The 20,100-nt window shown below is 41.2% G+C and carries 20 protein-coding genes; 16 read left to right on the top strand and 4 right to left on the bottom strand.

The window, feature by feature from the left end; all coding sequences use genetic code 11:
• Positions 1–149: 149 nt before the first annotated feature.
• From GWK08_RS15570 to GWK08_RS15560, 3 genes are all read left to right on the top strand, one after another.
• Positions 150–965, top strand: a complete 816-nt coding sequence (locus tag GWK08_RS15570; protein ID WP_163608152.1) for an SDR family oxidoreductase — start codon at positions 150–152, stop codon at positions 963–965.
• A gap of 12 nt (positions 966–977) precedes the next feature.
• The gene (locus GWK08_RS15565; RefSeq protein WP_163608151.1) at positions 978–2,882 is read left to right on the top strand and encodes an oxidoreductase; all 1,905 of its coding nucleotides are present in this window, start codon (positions 978–980) and stop codon (positions 2,880–2,882) included.
• 130 nt (positions 2,883–3,012) lie between these two features.
• Positions 3,013–3,909: a helix-turn-helix domain-containing protein gene (locus GWK08_RS15560; protein ID WP_163608150.1), complete on the top strand. Its 897-nt coding sequence runs from the start codon at positions 3,013–3,015 to the stop codon at positions 3,907–3,909.
• Between the two features lie 144 nt (positions 3,910–4,053).
• Here the strand turns inward: GWK08_RS15560 and katG are convergent, their stop codons facing one another.
• Positions 4,054–6,288, bottom strand: coding sequence for a catalase/peroxidase HPI (gene katG / locus GWK08_RS15555; RefSeq protein ID WP_163608149.1), 2,235 nt, complete (start codon positions 6,286–6,288; stop codon positions 4,054–4,056).
• 343 nt (positions 6,289–6,631) lie between these two features.
• Between katG and GWK08_RS15550 the strand changes: the two genes are divergently transcribed.
• From GWK08_RS15550 to GWK08_RS15530, 5 genes are all read left to right on the top strand, one after another.
• Positions 6,632–7,195: a TetR/AcrR family transcriptional regulator gene (locus GWK08_RS15550; RefSeq protein ID WP_163608148.1), complete on the top strand. Its 564-nt coding sequence runs from the start codon at positions 6,632–6,634 to the stop codon at positions 7,193–7,195.
• A 61-nt stretch (positions 7,196–7,256) separates the two neighbouring features.
• Complete coding sequence (locus GWK08_RS15545) at positions 7,257–7,622, top strand: DsrE family protein (protein ID WP_163608147.1); 366 nt, start codon at positions 7,257–7,259, stop codon at positions 7,620–7,622.
• 61 nt (positions 7,623–7,683) lie between these two features.
• Complete coding sequence (locus GWK08_RS15540) at positions 7,684–8,598, top strand: pyridoxamine 5'-phosphate oxidase family protein (protein WP_163608146.1); 915 nt, start codon at positions 7,684–7,686, stop codon at positions 8,596–8,598.
• Positions 8,599–8,609: 11 nt separating this feature from the next.
• Positions 8,610–9,623, top strand: a complete 1,014-nt coding sequence (locus GWK08_RS15535; RefSeq protein ID WP_163608145.1) for an FAD-binding oxidoreductase — start codon at positions 8,610–8,612, stop codon at positions 9,621–9,623.
• Between the two features lie 4 nt (positions 9,624–9,627).
• Positions 9,628–10,227, top strand: coding sequence for a pyridoxamine 5'-phosphate oxidase family protein (locus tag GWK08_RS15530; RefSeq protein ID WP_163608144.1), 600 nt, complete (start codon positions 9,628–9,630; stop codon positions 10,225–10,227).
• 78 nt (positions 10,228–10,305) lie between these two features.
• On the opposite strand, the gene GWK08_RS15525 is transcribed toward GWK08_RS15530, so the two are convergent.
• Complete coding sequence (locus tag GWK08_RS15525) at positions 10,306–11,505, bottom strand: M23 family metallopeptidase (protein WP_163608143.1); 1,200 nt, start codon at positions 11,503–11,505, stop codon at positions 10,306–10,308.
• Between the two features lie 299 nt (positions 11,506–11,804).
• Here GWK08_RS15525 and GWK08_RS15520 point away from each other — a divergent pair, with 299 nt between their 5' ends.
• The 4 genes from GWK08_RS15520 to GWK08_RS15505 all read left to right on the top strand — a co-directional run bounded on the left by GWK08_RS15520 (position 11,805) and on the right by GWK08_RS15505 (position 14,509).
• Positions 11,805–12,380 (top strand): TetR/AcrR family transcriptional regulator, encoded by a 576-nt coding sequence (locus GWK08_RS15520; protein WP_163608142.1) that lies wholly within the window; start codon positions 11,805–11,807, stop codon positions 12,378–12,380.
• Between the two features lie 56 nt (positions 12,381–12,436).
• Positions 12,437–13,525 carry an alkene reductase gene (locus GWK08_RS15515; protein ID WP_239524930.1) on the top strand — a complete coding sequence of 363 codons (1,089 nt, stop codon included), beginning with the start codon at positions 12,437–12,439 and terminating at the stop codon, positions 13,523–13,525.
• Positions 13,526–13,652: 127 nt separating this feature from the next.
• Complete coding sequence (locus tag GWK08_RS15510) at positions 13,653–14,117, top strand: hypothetical protein (protein WP_163608141.1); 465 nt, start codon at positions 13,653–13,655, stop codon at positions 14,115–14,117.
• Between the two features lie 14 nt (positions 14,118–14,131).
• Positions 14,132–14,509 (top strand): nuclear transport factor 2 family protein, encoded by a 378-nt coding sequence (locus GWK08_RS15505; RefSeq protein WP_163608140.1) that lies wholly within the window; start codon positions 14,132–14,134, stop codon positions 14,507–14,509.
• Positions 14,510–14,679: 170 nt separating this feature from the next.
• On the opposite strand, the gene GWK08_RS15500 is transcribed toward GWK08_RS15505, so the two are convergent.
• A complete protein-coding gene (locus tag GWK08_RS15500; RefSeq protein WP_163608139.1) occupies positions 14,680–15,183 on the bottom strand; it encodes a DUF1440 domain-containing protein in 504 nt (167 codons plus the stop codon).
• A gap of 225 nt (positions 15,184–15,408) precedes the next feature.
• Entirely contained in the window at positions 15,409–15,990 is a 582-nt protein-coding gene (locus GWK08_RS15495; protein ID WP_163608138.1) for a Crp/Fnr family transcriptional regulator, read from the bottom strand.
• Positions 15,991–16,165: 175 nt separating this feature from the next.
• On the opposite strand from GWK08_RS15495, the gene GWK08_RS15490 reads away from it, so the two are divergent.
• The 4 genes from GWK08_RS15490 to GWK08_RS15475 all read left to right on the top strand — a co-directional run bounded on the left by GWK08_RS15490 (position 16,166) and on the right by GWK08_RS15475 (position 20,053).
• Positions 16,166–17,089 carry an AraC family transcriptional regulator gene (locus tag GWK08_RS15490; RefSeq protein WP_163608137.1) on the top strand — a complete coding sequence of 308 codons (924 nt, stop codon included), beginning with the start codon at positions 16,166–16,168 and terminating at the stop codon, positions 17,087–17,089.
• A gap of 154 nt (positions 17,090–17,243) precedes the next feature.
• Positions 17,244–17,693 carry an SRPBCC family protein gene (locus GWK08_RS15485; protein WP_163608136.1) on the top strand — a complete coding sequence of 150 codons (450 nt, stop codon included), beginning with the start codon at positions 17,244–17,246 and terminating at the stop codon, positions 17,691–17,693.
• A gap of 65 nt (positions 17,694–17,758) precedes the next feature.
• Positions 17,759–18,217, top strand: a complete 459-nt coding sequence (locus GWK08_RS15480) for a GNAT family N-acetyltransferase (RefSeq protein ID WP_163608135.1) — start codon at positions 17,759–17,761, stop codon at positions 18,215–18,217.
• 549 nt (positions 18,218–18,766) lie between these two features.
• Positions 18,767–20,053, top strand: a complete 1,287-nt coding sequence (locus GWK08_RS15475; RefSeq protein WP_163608134.1) for a helix-turn-helix transcriptional regulator — start codon at positions 18,767–18,769, stop codon at positions 20,051–20,053.
• The last annotated feature ends 47 nt before the right edge of the window (positions 20,054–20,100 follow it).

Below are 20,100 nucleotides of genomic sequence, written 5' to 3'. Positions count from 1 at the left end.
AAAACTCACTTTTACAGGGTTTTACACAAGGTTTTTTTGAATACATCCGGGCAATCAGGGAAAAGTATACAATCTCCGTCAATATATATACAAGAACAGGATGGCCTCTTTGGAAATTTGCATAGTTAAACAATTAAAAAAATATAAAAATGAATAAAACAGTTTTAATAACGGGCGCAAGTAGCGGAATAGGAAAAGTTACCGCAAAACATTTCCAAAACCAGGGATGGAACGTAATAGCCACTATGCGTAGCCCGGAAAAAGAGGAAGAACTTACTAAGTTAGACCATGTGCTGGTCACCAAACTGGACGTACTAGATCATAACTCCATAAACCAGTCGGTACAGGCAGGAATTGAGGAATTTGGGAAGATAGATGTGCTTGTCAACAATGCTGGTTATGGAGCTTATGGTCCTTTGGAGGCATTCCCCAGAGAAAATATAGTAAGGCAGTTTAACACCAATGTCATCGGTCTATTGGATGTTACCCGTGCCGTTCTTCCCCATTTTCGTAAGAACAGATCGGGCGTGATCATTAATATCTCTTCTATTGGCGGTAAGATAACTTTTCCTTTGGGTAGCTTATACCACGGGACCAAATTTGCCGTAGAAGGTATTTCGGAATCCCTTTCTTTCGAATTGGGATCAATCGGCATCAAAGTAAAATTAGTAGAACCGGGTATGATCAATACGGACTTCTCAGGTCGTTCTTTCGATTTCCAGAACAATGAAGGTCTTGCAGAATATCAACCAGTTGTAGGGGCCGTAATGCAAGGTTTTAGTCAGGCAGGTCAGAATTCATCAGAACCCGAAGTTGTTGCCGACGTAATTTTTGAAGCTGCTACAGATAACAACGATACATTAAGATACAGAGCCGGAGCAGATGCTCATCAATACTTAGACGGAAGGCAAGCCATTGGTGATGAAGCCTTTGTCAGGGAGATGAAAAAGAATTTCGGGCTTTAAAAACAAAAAAACATGAAAAAATCAATTTTAACACTATTACTTGGGCTAAGCTCAATGATAGGGATCTCCCAGGATATTCTTTTCCACAGTCTGGAAAAGAACAAAGATGTAAAGCTACTGTTCGAAACCAATGTACTTGTAACAGGAGGAGAAGCTTTCGGGGTAAACCCTCAGGAGATATTCACAAAAAAAGGACTAATACCGCCTACAGGTCTTAGAATGAACGGAAATTATAAAGGATCGGTCTCAGGCACCCTGGAAGGAGAATATTCAGGAACGGATTATTCCACAACAATGCCTTACGGGATGGTAAAGATCAACGCCAGAGGGGTTATAAAAACCAAAGACGGAGCAACTATCTCGGTACATTCTACAGGCAAGGTATCCGCTTCAATGGAAAACCAGGCACCTGTATTTGAGATCACAAAACTGGTGACCAATCACCCAAAATACAAATATCTTAATAGCTTACACGTGCTTTCCAAAGGGTACTTTGACAGGACCAGTAATCGTGTGGTCATTAAACATTATGGTTTTGAGGAAGATCCGTTGATTACCAAAACCGCGCCTTATACCCTGACCAATCACATAGATTATGAGAACTTTCCGATAGATGTAAAAAATTTGGATACAGACCCCAGGGCCACTTTGGTGTACGAAGTAAACGGAGCGCCTGCGGGAATGGAGAGTTTCGGTATTGATCCGGCAAAAGTATTTTCCGGACAGGTAAATATTCCGGAGGAAGGCATCAGGATGGATGTTCCGTTTGCAGGTAAAACATCCAAAGGTAAACTCAATGGCACCATTGAAGGAATCGACTATATCACGATATTACCTAATCGCAGTACCATTATTGATGTACATGGTATAATCACTACAAGAACAGGTGAAAAGATCGCGGTTAAAGTGGATGGGATCCTGGTTCCGAATGCCGATGATCCAAGTAAAGGCACGTATCGGGAAACCCTGAAACTGACCAGTAACTCCGACAAGTATAAATATCTGAATGACAAATATTTTGTTGGCTACGGCGAGTCTGATTTTACAACCCAAAAGTTAAGTCTTCGTATTTATCAATTCGATAAAAACCCGGTAAACGCAGAGCCCAAGGTGATATTGATTACCGGAACCGCCAACGGAATGGGTAAGACCCATGCAGAGCGATTGATAAGAGAAGGTCATATTGTTTACGGAGGGGATATCCAATACGAAAAGAACAAGTACCTGAATAAAATTGGGGGTCATGCCCTGAATATGGATATCACCAAAGATGAGGAAGTAAAAGCAGGGGTGGCCAAAATCATCAAAGAGCAAGGCAGGATCGATGTTCTTATCAATAACGCAGGATTTGGCTTATATGCTCCTGTGGAAGAAGTGACCATGGAAGATGCCATTGCACAGTTTGATGTGAACCTTTTTGGAACCGCACGAGTTACCAAAGCTGTTTTACCACATATGCGAAAGCAAAAATCAGGAAAGATCATCAATATTTCTTCCATGGGAGGGAAAATCTATTTCGGACTGGGAGCCTGGTACCATGCAACCAAACATGCCCTGGAAGGCTGGAGTGACTGCCTGCGACTGGAAGTTAAGGACTTCGGTATTGATGTGGTGATTGTCGAACCGGGAATAATCAATACTAATTTTTACAATGTGATGGGTGGTTATGTTGAAAAATATGCCAGGGATACCAACTACGGGCATATGTTTAAGTTACTGCAGGAAGGAGGATTAAACCTGACTTCCGCATCCCAGCCGGAAGAAATTTCAGAACTCATCAATGAGATTGTGGAAACCAAAGAGCCCGAAACCAGATACGTCAGGGGGTTTTTAGCTGAAACTCTGATCAATCTTCGTCAACAATTCGGCGACAAGGCATTTGACAATTTTCTTCTGAACGGACTAAGAAATAATTAATGCGGTTAGTTTTTTAATTGAGTGGAGATGTCTCCCTGTCGAAAATAAAAAATCGGGACGGGGAGCATTTTCTTTTCTGAAATGGAATTAATCCAAAGTTGTTTTTGTAATTATCAATACCTTTATATTCATGGAACACGAGTTAAAATCCATAAGCCAAATACACCAGGCATACGACCTGGAAAAACCAAAGAACCCATTGATAAGTATTATCGATATGGCCAATTATGTCGTAAAGGACGAATGGATCAACGTCAGGTTCACAAATTCATTCTATTACATTTCCTTAAAAGACGGGAGTTGCGGATTGGAATACGGGAGGAATACTTATGATTTTGAAGACGGGGTAATGAGTTTTATGGCCCCGGGGCAGGTATTTTCGGTGACATCAAAACCGGAAAGAGAGATACATGGATGGATGTTGTACTTCCATCCGGAACTCATTCGAAACACGCCTTTGGCCAAAACAATAGATGACTATAATTTCTTTTCCTATAGTGTGCATGAGGCCCTGCATTTATCCGATCAGGAACAGAAAACCATAACCGATTGTGTAAAGATGATCGAAGAAGAGATCCGGGAACGCATAGACAAGCACAGCAGAAAGGTCATTGCTTCGGGATTGGAGTTTCTGCTGAATTTCTGCTCCCGCTTTTATGAGCGGCAGTTCAATACAAGAGCCTCCACAAACAAGGATGTACTCTCTGTAGTGGAAACCGCCTTAAAGGAGTATTACAGTCCGGAAAACTATCAGAGATCGGGTCTTCCGACTGTGGGTTATTTGGCAGAAAAAGCAAATTTATCTCCGGGATATTTAAGCGATCTGCTCCGGAACGAAACAGGTAAAAGCGCCAAGGAGCATATCCATCTCTTTCTGATAGAAAAGGCAAAGACCATCCTTTTAAACAGCAGATCTACGGTGAGTGAAATAGCCTATGACCTGGGATTTGAATATCCCCAGCACTTCAGCAAAATGTTTAAGACCAAAACCGGGATGAGCCCCGGAGTATATCGGAATCTGAACTGATTCCCGCTTCACAGTTTTTTAATTATTGGTTTGTAAATACGAGAAGGTTCGGATCTGTTTTCATATAATTTTCAAATAAAAAAACCAGGTAGTTTGTTTCCAAACCACCTGGTCATTATTCAGTTTTATATAAGCCGACGTTAATTACGCCAGGTCAAAACGATCTAGGTTCATCACTTTAGCCCATGCAGCTACAAAGTGATTCAGGAATTTTTCCTGAGAATCAGAAGATCCGTAAACCTCAGCAAGTGCTCTTAGTTCTGAGTTCGACCCAAAAATAAGATCTACACGCGTACCGGTCCATTTTACTTCTCCTGTCTTACGGTCACGCCCTTCGAAAACCTCATCAGCTTCAGAAGTTGCTTTCCAGCTGATACCGAAGTCAAGCAGATTTACAAAGAAATCGTTGGTAAGCGCTTCAGAACGGTTGGTAAACACCCCGTGCTTCGATCCGTCGAAGTTTGTATTCAACACGCGTAAACCTCCTAAAAGAACGGTCATTTCAGGTGCCGTAAGAGTAAGTAATTGTGCACGGTCTACCAGCATTTCTTCGGTAGAAACATGATACTTGGCTTTTTCATAGTTACGGAATCCGTCTGCAAAAGGCTCAAGAACTGCAAAGGATTCTACATCCGTCTGACCCTGTGAAGCATCCCCGCGTCCTGCCGTAAACGGAACGCTAACTTCCTGTCCTGCATTTTTAGCAGCCTGCTCGATTGCAGCATTACCGGCAAGAACAATAAGATCTGCAAGAGAAACCTTTTTGTTTCCGGATTGTGTATCGTTAAATTCTTTTTGAATTCTTTCCAGGGTATCCAGTACCTGAGAAAGCTGTGCAGGGTTATTTGCCTCCCAGCTTCTCTGCGGCTCCAGTCTTATGCGGGCTCCGTTGGCTCCTCCTCTTTTATCAGAACCTCTGAAAGTAGATGCGGATGCCCAGGCAGTTGATACCAACTGAGAGATCGATAAACCGGATGCAAGAATATTGCTCTTAAGTGCAGCGATATCCTGATCGTTGATCAACTCGTGATCTGCTGCAGGGATCGGATCCTGCCAGATCAGTTCTTCCTGAGGTACTTCAGAACCAAGGTAGCGTGCTACCGGCCCCATATCTCGGTGTGTTAATTTATACCATGCTCTGGCGAATGCATCTGCAAACTCTTCCGGATTCTCGTGAAAACGTCTGGAGATAGGCTCAAAGATAGGATCTAATTTAAGCGACATATCTGCAGTGGTCATCATAAGTGCCTGTCTTTTTGAGCTGTCGTGCGCCATTGGTGCAGTACCGGCCGGATCTGTCGGTTTCCACTGGTGTGCTCCCCCCGGGCTCTTGGTCAGTTCCCATTCGTAACCGAACAGAACATCAAAAAAGGTATTATCCCATTGCGTCGGGGTTGGTGTCCATGCACCTTCTATTCCACTGGAGATCGTATCGTCTCCATGTCCGCTTCCGTAAGTGTTTTTCCACCCAAGGTTTTGCTCTTCAATACCGGCACCTGCAGGTTCTGCTCCTACATATTTATCCGGATCTGCAGCTCCGTGCGCTTTCCCGAAAGTATGTCCTCCGGCTACAAGAGCTACTGTTTCTTCTGCATTCATTGCCATACGTCCGAAAGTCTCACGAATATCACGGGCAGAAGCCAGCGGATCAGGATTTCCGTTAGGCCCTTCAGGGTTTACATAGATCAATCCCATCTGTACTGCTCCAAGCGGATTTTCCAATTCGCGGTCTCCTGTATAACGCTTGTCTCCTAACCATTCGGTTTCAGCTCCCCAGTAAACATCTTCTTCCGGTTCCCAGATATCTTCACGTCCTCCTGCAAATCCGAAAGTCTCAAAGCCCATAGATTCAAGAGCCACGTTCCCTGCCAGGATCATAAGATCGGCCCAGGAGATCTTCTTTCCGTATTTCTGCTTAATCGGCCATAACAACAAACGCGCCTTATCGAGGTTTGCATTATCGGGCCAGCTGTTTAGCGGTGCAAAACGCTGAGTTCCGGATCCTGCACCTCCGCGACCATCGGCAATACGATACGTTCCGGCACTGTGCCATGCCATACGGATAAACAAAGGACCGTAATGACCGTAGTCTGCCGGCCACCAATCCTGAGAATCGGTCATAAGATCATTCAGATCTTTTTTTACAGCTTGAAGATCAAGAGATTTGAATTCCTCTGCATAATTAAATTCCTCATCCATCGGATTCGATAAAGAAGAATTCTGACGAAGTATATTTAACTTCAACTGATTCGGCCACCAATCGCGGTTAGAAGTTCCGCCACCGGCACTCTGATTTATTGGACCATTCAAAAATGGACACATAGCTGGATCACCACCTTTAGGATGTGTTGATACATTTGCCTGATTATTCTTTTCCATTGTTGTTATAGATTAAATAAATTACTGATTGTTATTTTGTTATTTCCTCTCAAATTTACAATAATATTTCCTTATATTTTTTCTTTGCATTATATATAAAAACTATTGCGCTATGTAGATCATTTATACATTCAATTATAACTCTAAAGTTAAGGATATAGAATACAGGAAAAAACAATGGTCCGGAGTATTTATTGATGGAATGCACAAGAGAAATCAAATATACCCTGGAGATCTTGAAGGCAGAAAAACAAAAATAGAATTGCATTCCAACTGATGTTATTTTATTCTTAAATAGTTACCAACCGTTTGGTCGGTAACTAATTTTTACTATATTTGCCCCATGAGACCACAAAAAGTAGAAGACACAGATTTTATTGTAGCTGCCATGACCGTTATCAGGGATAATGGATATGAAGGTGCCAGTCTAAACGATCTGGCAAAAGCAATAGGCTTAAAAAAAGCCAGTCTTTATCACAGGTTTCCCATGGGTAAGAAGGAGATCGCACAAGCGGTCCTGGAGTATGTGGATAAATGGTTTGATGCCAATATTACCGATGTTATTGATGATGAAAGTAAATCACCGCAACAACGTTTGATCACGGCACTCGAAAATATTAAGGAGATTTACGAGGATGGAAATAAGGCCTGTATAATGAAAGCCGTATCCATGAATCCGGGATTGGAGCTTTTTAGCGATGAGTTAAATACAAGTATGAACAAATGGATAAGTGCCTTCAAAAAACTGGCGCTCGCATTTGGTTTTGATGAAGAAACATCCGAAAACATGGCATCTCAGGTTTTGATAGGTATCCAGGGTAGTCTTATAGTGTCTAAAGGACTTAAATCCAATGATTACTTTTTAAACACCTTAAATAACATTGAAAAAATGTATCTGAACAAATAAAAAATTTTAATCATATAACCTACCAAACGTTTGGTTTGTAACTTTTAATTTAATACATAAAATGAGTAAAACAGCGATTGTGGTTCTTTCCGAACCAAAAGCAGGTTCCGATGAAGCATTGGGACGCGTATTTAATGCACTGGCAGCGGCTTATGATTTTAAGCAGGCTAATGGAGAAGTAAAAGTCATATTTCAGGGAGCGGGAACAAGATGGCCCGAAGAATTACAGAAAGAAAAGCATCCTGCAAATGATCTTTATAAGGCAGTAGAAGATACTATCGAAGGTATTTCCTGTGCCTGTGCCGAGGTTTTTGAAGCAAATCCATCAGGATTGGATCTAATTGCCGATAATCCTTTACCCGGATCATCAGGTTTATCCAGCTTCGCCAAATTACACAGCGAGGGATATAATGTCCTTACTTTTTAAATGTAAAAAGCTCCTGTGCATTTACAGGAGCTTTTTTCTTTGATCTGCAAAAATTATAATGATGGCAAATAAATTTCATGAAGGCGAACTGAAGGTTCAGGAAAGGATTGGAGAGGCGACCACCGCAAATAATAATGGCAGGCTTATTTCGAATACTATTATCAAAGGTGCCATTCCTTTTATAGAAAAACAGCCTATGGCTATTGTTAGCAGTGTGGATAATGATGATAATATCTGGGCATCTGTTCTGTTCGGGGATTTTGGTTTTGTTGAAGTACCCCACCCCACTGCCCTGTCCTTTGATCTGGAAAAGATATACAGTGACAGGGATGATATTTTCTATCAGAATATTGCCAACGGGAGTGAGATCGGTACATTATTTATAGAATTATCCACAAGAAGAAGATTTCGTATCAATGGTACGACCGTAGCAGGGAAAAACAGAATTGACGTTTCGATTGCAGAATCCTACCCTAATTGTCCCAAGTATATTCAGCAACGCCAGCTAAAGCAACCGGAATCATTTAAACCGGTAAGATCTTCAAAAATACAGGGGGATACATTTACCGGGGAGATCAGGCATTGGATATCTTCTTCGGACACTTTATTCATTGGCTCTGCCAGTAGAGAAGGGCGGATGGATGTATCTCACAGAGGAGGGCAACCCGGTTTTGTTGAAATTCTCGATGATCACTTAAAAATACCGGATTACCACGGTAACAGCCTGTACAATACATTGGGTAACCTGATTCAGAATCCAAAAGCCGGTTTATTATTCATTGATTTTGAAAACAGAAAAACACTGCAGCTCATAGGTCATGCCGAATTGTTACTCGATCAAAACTCTGAAGAAGATCTGGCAAAAACAGGAGGCACCGGACGGTACTGGACCTTTAAGATCTCCAAGTGGGTCATTACAGAAAACCAGCATACTGCCAATTGGGAGTTCGGGAGTTATTCTCCGTTTAACCCTTAAAAATGTTTCATATGTTCTATATAGATAAAATTCGTTCAGAAAGTACCACCATCAGTTCTTTCTATTTAAAACCCGGAAATGGTAAAAATTTGGAAAAGTTTCTTCCTGGTCAGTTTATCAATGTAAAAATTGCATTGGAAGACGGCAACTCAATTTCCAGAAGTTATACACTTTCAGACAGTCCTAATGACGACTATTATCGCCTGACCATAAAACGGGAAAAACAAGGCAAGGTATCCAGGTATTTTCACGATCATCTCATCGAAGGAAGTGAGATTGAAGTGAGCAGTCCTATGGGGAACTTTCACTTAGATATAAACTCTCAAAAGCCCATAGTACTCATATCTGGTGGTGTGGGGATTACCCCAATGATGAGTATGCTGGAATATATAGTGGCGCATCAGCCCCATAGAAAAGTAGAATTTTTGCATTCCAGTTATAACAAAGATGTACAACCTTTCTTTAACAGATTGAAACAACTCGATGCACAGTACGGGAATCTCAGTCTTTCTATTTTTCATTCTGCTCCTCTGGAAACAGAAGAAACAGGGAAAGATTACGATATAAAAGGATTCATTACACAAGATGCACTGGCTAAAACCCTTGGCGAGGAAAAAAGCTATTTTCTGTGTGGCCCGACTGGTTTTATGGAAGCCATGTACGATCATCTGAGGAAGCTTAACATTCCTGAAACCCGTATTTTTTATGAGTTTTTCGGAGATGCAAAACCATTGGGGACCAGGTCCTCCTATTCCAGTTCCAGCAATACCGGTATAAGTGTAAAATTCTCAAGATCCGATCTTAAGGTTGGTTGGGTCCATGAGATAGGAAGTCTACTCGATCTGGCAGAAGCCAACGGACTCAGACCGGACAGTAGCTGCAGAATGGGAACCTGTTCAAGCTGTGAATCAAAATTAATAAGCGGAAGTATTGAGTATGATCCGGAGCCCTTTATTGAAGCTGCAGAAGGAAATATCTTTATTTGTTGCGCAAAACCCACTTCCGATATAACCATTGAAATCTAGAAAGATGATTAAGAATTTTACAGATATCGCATTTACGGAGAGTGTTAAAGACATACAGCGGGCTAATGGTTCCAGAAATAACTATCTCGGCATGGAAGGAATGGAAATGAATTACCTGTCTCATGGAGAAAAAGAGTTCATAGAAAACCGGGATATGTTCTATATGTCCACAGTTGGCGAAAATAACTGGCCTTATGTTCAGTTCAGGGGCGGACCAAAAGGATTTCTTAAGGTACTTTCACCTACTCAAATCGGTTTTGCCGACTTCAGAGGGAATATGCAATATATTTCAACCGGGAATATGAAGGCTACGGGAAAGGCAGCACTCATTTTAATGGATTATCCCAACAGGAGAAGGCTAAAGATCTGGGCGGAAACAGAAATAATAGATGCCGGCAATACAGAACTATACCAGAAACTTGTCCTGGAAGAGTACAATGCCAAAGTAGATCGTTTTATCTTATTGAATGTAAAAGCCTTCGATTGGAATTGTCCGCAACATATTACGCCCAGGTTTACATTAAAGGAATACACACAAATGTTAGAAAATGGCAACCTGGTTCTCGATCCCGAATTCATTAAGCGTATCTCCGATCCGAAATAATCACTTCCAAGACATGGAAGGATCTGTTTATATTGGCCAAAAACCTGCTTTTTTCCACACCTTCTTCTTTATAAAACTTTAAAACTCAACAATACCGGTACCTATGGGTAATTCGTTAAGGCGTTTTGACGGATTTAAATTATCCAGTGGAATTTTTGACAGCTCAAGTAATGATTCAAATTCTTCATTGGTAAATTTTTTCAGCTGACTGAATTCTTTAAAGTGATAGGGTATACCTTCTCCTCCCAGGGTTATTTTACTTTTTGTTTCCAAATGGAAATGCAAATGAGGAGCATCGGAATTCCCGCTATTTCCAAGCAGGCCTATTACCTGGCCTTGTTTAACCGTGTCTCCTTTTTTAACCCTTAAACTGTTCGGAATAAGGTGAGCGTAAAATGCATATACATCATTACCGATATCCAACACAATATAATTTCCTGCAATAGTTTGTCTGGTCATGGTAACTGCCATCTTTCCGCTTACAGGAATGTTTTCAATAATTCCGTCTTTTACATCTACTACCGTCCCGTCAGCTACAGCAAGTAACTCGACACCATAGGAAGTCCAGTTTTCATTTTTGGCCTTCTCATCTTTTACGAAAGCCCCTTCTTCATCCAGCATTAACCAGTCAATGGCATAGCGCTGCGGATAGCTGGTCTTTCCTTCTGTAATCTGGCGCGAGCCCTGATGGATGGCTGCTCCGTACATCCATTTTCCCTTTTTAAAAGGAGCTGCCAGCGTAATTTCAGTTGGTGGAGGAATATCCATTAAGGCAACTTCCATAGGATGGATGGTAGTTTCTCCATTACTCTTAGTTCTTTCGAAAATAAGTTTGTGAAAAACCTGGCCTGGGATCGTATCTGATCCATCGAGTGAAAGCCATATGTTTACAACCCCGAATTGATTTCCCTTCAACTCAAGGGTATTACTGTCCCGGTCTATCCCGTGACGCTGGAAATTAACACTCAAATAGTCCGTATCAAACTCCGCAATTGGCGCTTCCGGCTTTTTCGTATCGTATATTTCAAGTTTCTGCAGGGTAAACGGGATCCTGCGGTTATTTAAGACCGTTAATTCATAAAACAGATTACGTTTATTATCTGCTGTAAACGAAGTTCCCGTAAAAGGAACAAAGGCTTCGATGATCTCTACCGGAAAACTATCATTAGTCAATGTATATCCAGCAACTGTATCATCCTGATGACGTTTGGTTTGTTCTTTTGAAGGATCATTACACCCTATAAAAAGAAGGATGATGAACAATATTGTATATTTCATTTTTTGATTTTTGATGAGAGTTAGTTTAAAGATAACCAATCCTGGGCACAATTCATAAAAGCTAAAATTTCCAACATCGCATACATTAATTCCACCATGTCAATCAGTTACACTAAATTTTTCAAAGAAATTTTAACCGAACCATAACGCGTTCGAAGCTTTCTTTTTTAACAGGCCGGGAACTTATAAGGAAGTTTCCAATGACCAAAATCCTGATACCAACAGGGCGAGAATCTTCTGCCAGATGTTATAATTAAAAAAATTTATACCTTTGTAGACGACTGGTCTATTTTAGTTTTATGAAAACCCAGGTAAAAGAGAACATATTGAACATAGGGGTACGCCTTATCACTCAGAAAGGCTACAACAATGTCGGGATACAGGAAGTGCTTAACGAAGCGCATATCCCCAAAGGTTCCTTTTACCATTATTTTAAAAGCAAGGAAGACTTCGGACTTCAGGTTATCAGCCACTATAACAAAAGTGCCCTGGTACATCTGCAGTCTTATTTTGAAGATAAATCCAGATCTCCCAGAGAGCGGATGCTGCTTTTTTTTGAGGATATGAAAGCATTTTATACCTCCAAAGAATATTCGGAGGGTTGCCTGCTGGGGAATTGCAGCATTGAGCTTTCCGATAATTCCGATGTACTAAGGCTTGCCATTGCAAAAGAACTGAACCAATGGCATTCGGTATTTGAGAATTGTATTGCAGAAGCTCAGGAGGCAGGTGAAATAAAATCGGATAAAAAAGCGTCTGATATCGCCGACTTTATCCTGAACAGCTGGGAAGGAGCACTTCTGAGAATGAAGGCAATTAAAACGGTACAACCCCTGGAAGTGTTTGTGGATTTCTTAAGATCATACATTATTTAATTTTTTTTTCGAAAACTAAAGACGACTGGTCTATTACAAATAAGATAAACTAAAAAATGAAAGCAGAAAAAATGAAATTATTCAGTACACACAAACTGGGGAATATCGAACTAAAGAACAGGATCGTTATGGCTCCGATGACGAGGGCAAGAGCCAACGGGAATATTCCGAATGATATGATGGCTACCTATTACGCCAAAAGAGCCGATGCTGGTCTTATTATCACCGAAGGTACTGCTCCCTCCCCTAACGGCCTGGGTTATGCCCGTATTCCCGGGATCTATTCCCAAAGCCAGATAAACGGATGGAAAAAGATTACCAAGACTGTTCATAATAACGGAGGAAAGATATTTATGCAGATCATGCATACCGGAAGAGTATCACATCCTTTAAATATGGAAGAGGGCGCCAGGATCCTCGCTCCTTCCGCTATTGCTTTAAGCGGAGAAATGTATACCGACCAGGAAGGGTTGAAACCTTATCCTACTCCGGAAGCCATGAGTATTGAAGAAATTAAACAGGCACAAGCCGAATTTGTTGAAGCTGCCAGGAATGCCATAGAAGCAGGTTTTGACGGAGTGGAGATCCATGCAGCTAACGGTTATCTGGCCAATCAGTTCCTGAATCCTGCTTCCAATCAGCGTAACGATATATATGGCGGGTCTGCCGAAAACAGGAATCGCTTTGTTATCGAACTCGCCGAGCAGGTAGCAAATGCTATCGGGGCAGATAAAACAGGGGTGCGTTTGTCTCCTTATGGTGTTTTTAACGATATGGAGATTTACGAAGGTATAGATGAAGCCTTTATTTCCCTGGCTCGTGAACTCGACAAGCTTAAGCTGGTTTACTTACACCTGGTAGATCTTTCTGCTCAGGGAGCTCCGGAAGTTCCTCAATCTATCAAAGACAGCATCCGCAGTGCGTTTAAAGGAAATGTCATTATAAACGGAGGTCTGAATAAAGATACAGCCGAAGCTACATTAAATGAGGAGAAAGGAGAATTAGTTGCTTTTGGGGTACCTTTTATCTCCAATCCCGACCTGGTATATAAAATAGAGAATGATCTGGAGTTGAATGCTCCGGACCCCGATACTTTTTTTACTCCGGGTATTGAAGGTTATCTGGATTACCCGACGCTAAATTAGGTTTATTGATTGTTTATAGTGTTAGTAAAATCCCTGTTCCGTTATCGGGCAGGGATTTTATTTTAACTCTTCTTCCTTTTTTGTAGTTTTAGTATCCGTAACCAAACTTATTTCTAACACAAAACATATGGAGCTTAAAGAGCTTAAAAAAAGGCCCGGTTTAGGCCGGGATAGCAGGTCAGGCAAAAAATATCTTCAGTTTGAGAAACTGATAAACGAACTGAAACAGAAAGAACTCAATGATAAGGTGATCAATTCCCTTAATGAATCCATAGATCATATCAACTCGTTTCGGGATACAGACCCTGAATTGGCAAAACAGCTGAGAAAAACACAAAGTAAGATCCTAATGTTCGTAGCCAAAGAGCTAAAGCTGGTTGTAAAGAACCATTACCGCAATCAATGGATGGCATTGGGAATGGCTACTTTCGGAATACCTATCGGAATGGCTTTCGGCGTCAGCCTGAGCAATATGGGACTTCTGGGAATTGGGCTACCCATGGGGATGATGATAGGGATCCTTGTTGGAAGTGCTATGGACAAGAAGGCGCAGGATAACGGAAAACAACTGGACCTGGTAATCAGGCACTAGATAAAACGAAAAGAATGGATCTTGAAAAGAATAAAGAAAATGCCATCGCCTTTTACAGAATGGCCTATGAAGGTAATCCTGAAAAAGCCATAGAACTCTATGTTGGCGATGACTATATTCAACACAATCCAGATGTGGCAGACGGAACACAGGGGTTTATAGATTATTTTGAAAGAATGCGAAGAGAGTACCCTCAAAAGAGCATCGATTTTGTGCGTTGTATTGCAGAAGGTGATCTTGTTGCTTTGCATACACATCAGACCTGGCCGGGCAATGATCAGTATGTGACTATGGATTTTTTCCGCTTTGATCCGAATGGAAAGATCGTTGAGCACTGGGATTCCATTCAGCAGATCCCCGAAAAATCGGCCAATCCCAACACTATGTATTGATCGATCAGAAAAAATAAAGAAAGCCGGGCTATACCCCGGCTTTACTATTAACCAAAATCCTGCTTATACAGCAGTGAAACATTAACTTTATGGAAAAGGCATTCCAAACCCGGAAAGGCATTTGTCCGTGATTAAAGCAAATTATAAAATAGTTCCGGGCTCAAAACACCCTAATCTTTCCATAAATTCTTATAAAACAGATCGGTGATAATTGCTATGGGTACACCTACCAGGATCATGTGCCAAACAATACCTACTATGGCCAGGCTCAGATCGAATGGGCTTTTAATTACATTGGTATAAGGAAGGATAAGCAAATTCATGACCAGCCAAATTCCTAAACCGTAAATCAGCCCGGAGCTTAGAGTAAACTTTTGCAATACCTTCAGTTTGGGGTAGGCCACGAAATATATAATTGCCACGACATAAGCAATAATAAAATGATACAAAAGCCCTTCAAGGATCATCCGAACTCCTCCTTCCATTGCGGAAGGGCCATGTACTCCCGTTGCAATAAACTGTAAAACCTGAAACGGGTTCATCCCGAAATAAATATAGTACACGATCACTCCCGCCAGAGAATCCAGTATTCCTGCTACCAACCCCGACCATAAAATGGCCTTTAACGGTGTGGCAGATTTGGTAAAATTGAATAAAACATTTAATTGTGCCATTTGTCAAAAATTTAATTGTAAAACAGATAAGTAAGGCAGAAATAAAAGGGCTTTCGATTATCTGTTAATTATTAGTTTTTGTTAAAAAACCCCTAGCTACAGTATCTTGTCAAATACTGATTAGCCTGCTACCTTTAACAATCTTATTTCGGTTACAAAGGTGCAAAGAGAAGGTAATCCCGAAAGATCGGGTATATGAAGAAAAAAGGTTCGGCTAGTTGAACTTTAAGAACGGGCAAGTTGACTCCGGATCTCACTCAAATACTGTTTGGTGATCCCGAGGTAGGAAGCTATCATATATTGAGGGATGCGTTGTTCGAACTGGGGATATTCTTCCCGGAAGATCAGAAAGCGTTCTTTGGCAGAAAGACTCAGGTTATCGATAATACGTTTCTCCAGGGAAACAGCCACCTTCTGGAAAAGTATACGGAACAGGCGTTCCGTTTTCGGGATTTCCAGATATAATTCCTCCAGTCGATAAAAGTCTAACCGAATAACTTCGGTATTCTCCAGGCATTGAATATTGGTTGCAGACACTTTTTGCTCCAGGAAAGCCGGTACGTCGGTTGCCCACCAATTTTCAATTGCAAACCTGAAAACGTGTTCTTTCCCCTCTTCATCAACATGAAAGGTACGGGTGGAACCGGAAAGCAGAAAATCCATATGATTGCAATGATCTCCCTGCTGAAGTAAATATTGCCCTTTCAGATATCTCCTGGAAGTTATTTTTGACCGGAAAATTTCCTTTTCATCATTGCTTAGCGTTACAAAACCTGACAAATAATCAAAAAACACTTCTTCTTTCATTCTATTAGAGTTGATTGGCAATAGCCGGTTATTCCCATAAAACTAAATTACTAAATAAATCCCGGGCCTTGTTCCCGTATCTTAATATTCCTTCCGGGACTTATATAGAAAATTAATTATATATTTATTTCCAACTGTAAATCTATCAATATACCACCTAAAGAATGTTACCCGGATGAGCCTTACGGAAAAGGAAATACCTAAAGATTATATCAGGCGTATCGATAAGGCGCTGCATTATATAGAGGAGCACCTGCATCAGGAACTGTCGCTGGCAGAGGTAGCAGAGGTAGCTCATTATTCTCCCTTCCATTTTCACAGGATCTTTAAGGCTATCACCAATGAAACCCTGAACTCCTATATTAACCGGAAGCGAATAGAGAAAACGGCTTCCGTACTGATGAGAAGGAAAGGTACCATGATAACGGAACTTGCCATGGAATATGGCTTTAACAGTAATTCCTCCTTTACCAGAGCTTTTAAGAAATTCTACGGGATGAGCCCTACCGAATTCCGTAAGTTGAGTCCGGGAAAATATAGCAAGATATGTAAAACGGAAAGCAAGAATGGGCAAAAGGACTCATTGTTTGAAGAATACATTTGCAACATTGATAACCATAAAAACTGGATTAAAATGAATGCAAAAGTCGAAGTAAAACAAATGCCGGGATTTAACCTGGCCTATATTACCCATATAGGAGATAAAGGCCTGGATAAAGCTTTCGAAAAACTTATAAAATGGGCAGGGCCCAAAGGTCTTATGGAAAAGCCTGACCTGAAACTGGCAACGGTCTATTACGACAGCTTTAAGGTAACCGATAGTAACAAGGTAAGGATGAGCGCCTGTATAATTCTGGATGAAGAAGTGGAAACCGAAGAAGAAGTAGGTCTTACCTCCATGGAAGGAGGAAAATGTATTGTGGCCCGTTTCGAGATCGGGATTTCCGAATTTGAAAAATCCTGGAGCAGCCTCTTTATCTGGATGAATGAAAACGGATACAGGAAAGCGGACCGGTACCCGTTTGAGATCTATCACAACAACTTTAACGAACACCCCGAGAAAAAATTTATTGTGGATATGTGTATCCCCGTAGAATAAGAATATCGGAACCGGCCGGGAAATCAAAAACCGGCTGGTTTGTATCTGTCAGGAGATATCCAAAACCATTCACAATCTGCTCTTATTTGAGCACTTCCCTTAAAATCAGTAACTTTAAGGCTCGCCCTTTTCTTATTTTAAAACAAAGTGAGATATGAAGTTCAAGGGATCTATAGATATCAACCGTCGCCTGGATATTGTTGCGGAACTCTTTGCAGACCCCAAATATCTTAAGGAATACCAGGAGGGTTTTATAAAAAAAGAACTCATCAGCGGGGAAGCCGGCAAGGATGGAGCTGTTTCTAAAATGTACTACAAATACGGCAAACGGGACATGGAGCTTACCGAGACCATTACCGCCAATCGCCTGCCGCATAGTTTTGAAGCCACCTATCATCACAAACATATGGATAACACCCTTAAATGCACTTTTACTCCGCTTGGGGAAACTCTTACCCGTTATGAATCAGAGGTAGAATATACCCGTATCAGCTGGATCATGCCAAAACTCATCGCCATCCTCTTTAAAGGGATGTACCGCAAACAGGGAGAAAAATGGATGAAAAACTTTAAGGTTTTTGTTGAAAAATGGAAAGCCGATTGAGCTCCGGGCTTGTGATCCGCCGCAGAAATAAATAGTTTCGCAGAACACAACAGAAAACAAGCCGGATGATACAACTACACCGAACCGATTCCAATCATAAAGATTTTATTGCCCTGGTAAAACAGCTCGATGCAGATCTGGCCAAAAGAGACGGGGAAGATCATGCCTTTTATGCCCAGTTCAACAAAATAGATATGATAAAGTATGTGGTCATAGCTTATGAGAATGAAAAAGCCGTGAGTTGCGGGGCCATCAAAGAATACGAGGCCGCCACTGTAGAAGTTAAGCGTATGTATACTCTTCCCGCAAACAGGGGAATGGGAATTGCAGGCAGAGTTTTAAAAGAACTGGAAAACTGGGCTGCAGAACTAAATTACTCCAGGTGTATTCTGGAAACCGGAATAAGACAACCCGAAGCCATTGCTCTTTACCATAAGAGCGGCTATTGTTCTATTCCTAACTACGGACAGTATGCAGAAGTTACCGACAGCAGATGTTTTGAAAAAATGCTGGATCCTTCTTAGGGAGGAGTGTTCAAGGCAATCATACAATCGGGGGGCTAAAATTTGCTCAGATCACCTTGATAAACACTCAATACTTTGAGGCCGAACCGGAGTATGGACGGGGATAGCCCCAGAAATCGGTAACCCCTCATCCCCCGGTTCCTGTGTTTCCCAAAAACGACGATCAGAACCTTTGTCCATTTCTCCTCCGGTAAGCGAGGTAACATCAGACATAAGTAGTCTGTACAATTAACCTTAAAACCATAACTACCTATACAGTGTTACCGGCCCTTATGCTATAAAATCTTTTTTCCGTATATATTCTTATTTTATTACCGGATTGCGAGCCAAAGACCTAAAATAAATTCCGGGGATCGCAAACTAAATCTGCCGGGCGGAATCAAAAGTATACCCAAGTGGGCTTTTTAACTCTTTTTGAACTACAATTAATGTACTACAACAGTATTCATATTGCCGACAAACCTACTATTTCGGCTTTTTTTTCGTTCAATGGAATTTCTATATAAATAATTACAAGCATTTTGCAGCCATATTTATATACGATACCAAATGATAAAACATACCTTAATTCTATTTGTTTTAGCTTTTTATTTCCAGGGGAACATTTCTATTATTTACGGCCAGCAAAAGATCATCGGAGAAGGAGATGAATGGATGTATAATGACACAGACAGTATTCCGCATATTAACTGGGTTACGAGCTCTCCTAAAGATGAAAAATGGAAAACCGGCATATCACCCTTCGGATATGGGGATGAACATATCGAAACAATCATTAGTTACGGCGGAGATCCCGATAATAAACATGTTAGCAAATACTTTAAAAAGACCTTTAGCATGGAGAATCCGTTCCAGTTCCTGGCTTATGAGTTAAAAGTGCAAAGAGATGACGGGATCGTGGTATACCTTAACGGACGGGAAGTATGGAGAAACAATATGCCGGAGGGAGAGATAAATTACAACACCACAGCATCTCATCTGGTACTCGACAGGAATGAAAAGGTATTTGTAACAAAGATCCTTCTGCCCGAGGATTTTGTTTACGGACTCAACACATTAAGTATTTCGGTACACCAGGCGCAAAGGGCTTCAACAGACTGTCTTTTTAACCTGGAACTTATTGGGAATAACAGTCCGGAGATGCTTCCCCTCCTTCTCAAAGAACACAGTATTAAAAATATAGAGCTCAGTGCCCGGATCAAGGAAGTTAAGTACAAAATGGAGATTGAAGAAAGAGACCTGAGGCTGGATCTGGCCGAAAGGGCAAAAAGAGAGGTCAAAATAGCTTCATACATTATCAGTGCCATACTTATTATTACCCTGTCCCTTTTTCTACTGGTTTGTACAAACGGGAAGAAACGCGAAAAACGTCTTGCTCAGGATATTCTGGATCTGAAAAATAAGGTCAGTAATAAAGATCAGGAATTGATGAGCCTTTCCCTTAATTCCCTGAACAACCAGCAATACCTCAAGGAATTAAAACTCGATCTGGAAAAAGGGACCTCAGGCGACCTCCCTTCTATTAAAGCAAAGCTCTCCAAGATCAGTTCTCAGCTGGAATACCAGCTGGAATACGATGATGACTGGGAAAACCTGAAGAAGCATTTTAGCGCGGTCCATACCGGTTTTTTTGATAAGATCTATCAGCTCCATCCTTCACTTACGGAAGCCGAACTGCGTCATTGTGTATTTATCAAATTGCACATGCAGACCAAGGAGATTGCCCGTATCCTGCATATAGATCCTAGATCGGTGCAGACCTCCAGGTACAGGATCAAGAAAAAACTGGCTCTGGACGAAAATACCGACCTGAGAGAGTATCTCAAAAAATTCTAAGAACCTCAAATCTTTTGGTTTTTGGTAAAATTTTGTTAATTTATTAC

The sequence above is a fragment of the Leptobacterium flavescens genome (assembly GCF_010671605.1).
GTDB classification, from domain to species: domain Bacteria; phylum Bacteroidota; class Bacteroidia; order Flavobacteriales; family Flavobacteriaceae; genus Leptobacterium; species Leptobacterium flavescens.
Note: the sequence above shows the minus strand (reverse complement) of the source record. Positions and strands in the feature narration are given on the sequence as shown.

Coding starts and splice junctions, on each gene's coding strand:
- GWK08_RS15520 (WP_163608142.1), top strand. CDS start 11,805: ATGAAAACCCAGGTAAAAGAGAACATATTGAACATAGGGGTACGCCTT.
- GWK08_RS15540 (WP_163608146.1), top strand. CDS start 7,684: ATGGCAAATAAATTTCATGAAGGCGAACTGAAGGTTCAGGAAAGGATT.
- GWK08_RS15545 (WP_163608147.1), top strand. CDS start 7,257: ATGAGTAAAACAGCGATTGTGGTTCTTTCCGAACCAAAAGCAGGTTCC.
- GWK08_RS15500 (WP_163608139.1), bottom strand. CDS start 15,183: ATGGCACAATTAAATGTTTTATTCAATTTTACCAAATCTGCCACACCG.
- GWK08_RS15560 (WP_163608150.1), top strand. CDS start 3,013: ATGGAACACGAGTTAAAATCCATAAGCCAAATACACCAGGCATACGAC.
- GWK08_RS15535 (WP_163608145.1), top strand. CDS start 8,610: ATGTTCTATATAGATAAAATTCGTTCAGAAAGTACCACCATCAGTTCT.
- GWK08_RS15515 (WP_239524930.1), top strand. CDS start 12,437: ATGAAAGCAGAAAAAATGAAATTATTCAGTACACACAAACTGGGGAAT.
- GWK08_RS15485 (WP_163608136.1), top strand. CDS start 17,244: ATGAAGTTCAAGGGATCTATAGATATCAACCGTCGCCTGGATATTGTT.
- GWK08_RS15480 (WP_163608135.1), top strand. CDS start 17,759: ATGATACAACTACACCGAACCGATTCCAATCATAAAGATTTTATTGCC.
- GWK08_RS15475 (WP_163608134.1), top strand. CDS start 18,767: ATGATAAAACATACCTTAATTCTATTTGTTTTAGCTTTTTATTTCCAG.
- GWK08_RS15550 (WP_163608148.1), top strand. CDS start 6,632: ATGAGACCACAAAAAGTAGAAGACACAGATTTTATTGTAGCTGCCATG.
- GWK08_RS15525 (WP_163608143.1), bottom strand. CDS start 11,505: ATGAAATATACAATATTGTTCATCATCCTTCTTTTTATAGGGTGTAAT.
- GWK08_RS15530 (WP_163608144.1), top strand. CDS start 9,628: ATGATTAAGAATTTTACAGATATCGCATTTACGGAGAGTGTTAAAGAC.
- GWK08_RS15510 (WP_163608141.1), top strand. CDS start 13,653: ATGGAGCTTAAAGAGCTTAAAAAAAGGCCCGGTTTAGGCCGGGATAGC.
- katG (WP_163608149.1), bottom strand. CDS start 6,288: ATGGAAAAGAATAATCAGGCAAATGTATCAACACATCCTAAAGGTGGT.
- GWK08_RS15505 (WP_163608140.1), top strand. CDS start 14,132: ATGGATCTTGAAAAGAATAAAGAAAATGCCATCGCCTTTTACAGAATG.
- GWK08_RS15495 (WP_163608138.1), bottom strand. CDS start 15,990: ATGAAAGAAGAAGTGTTTTTTGATTATTTGTCAGGTTTTGTAACGCTA.
- GWK08_RS15565 (WP_163608151.1), top strand. CDS start 978: ATGAAAAAATCAATTTTAACACTATTACTTGGGCTAAGCTCAATGATA.
- GWK08_RS15570 (WP_163608152.1), top strand. CDS start 150: ATGAATAAAACAGTTTTAATAACGGGCGCAAGTAGCGGAATAGGAAAA.
- GWK08_RS15490 (WP_163608137.1), top strand. CDS start 16,166: ATGAGCCTTACGGAAAAGGAAATACCTAAAGATTATATCAGGCGTATC.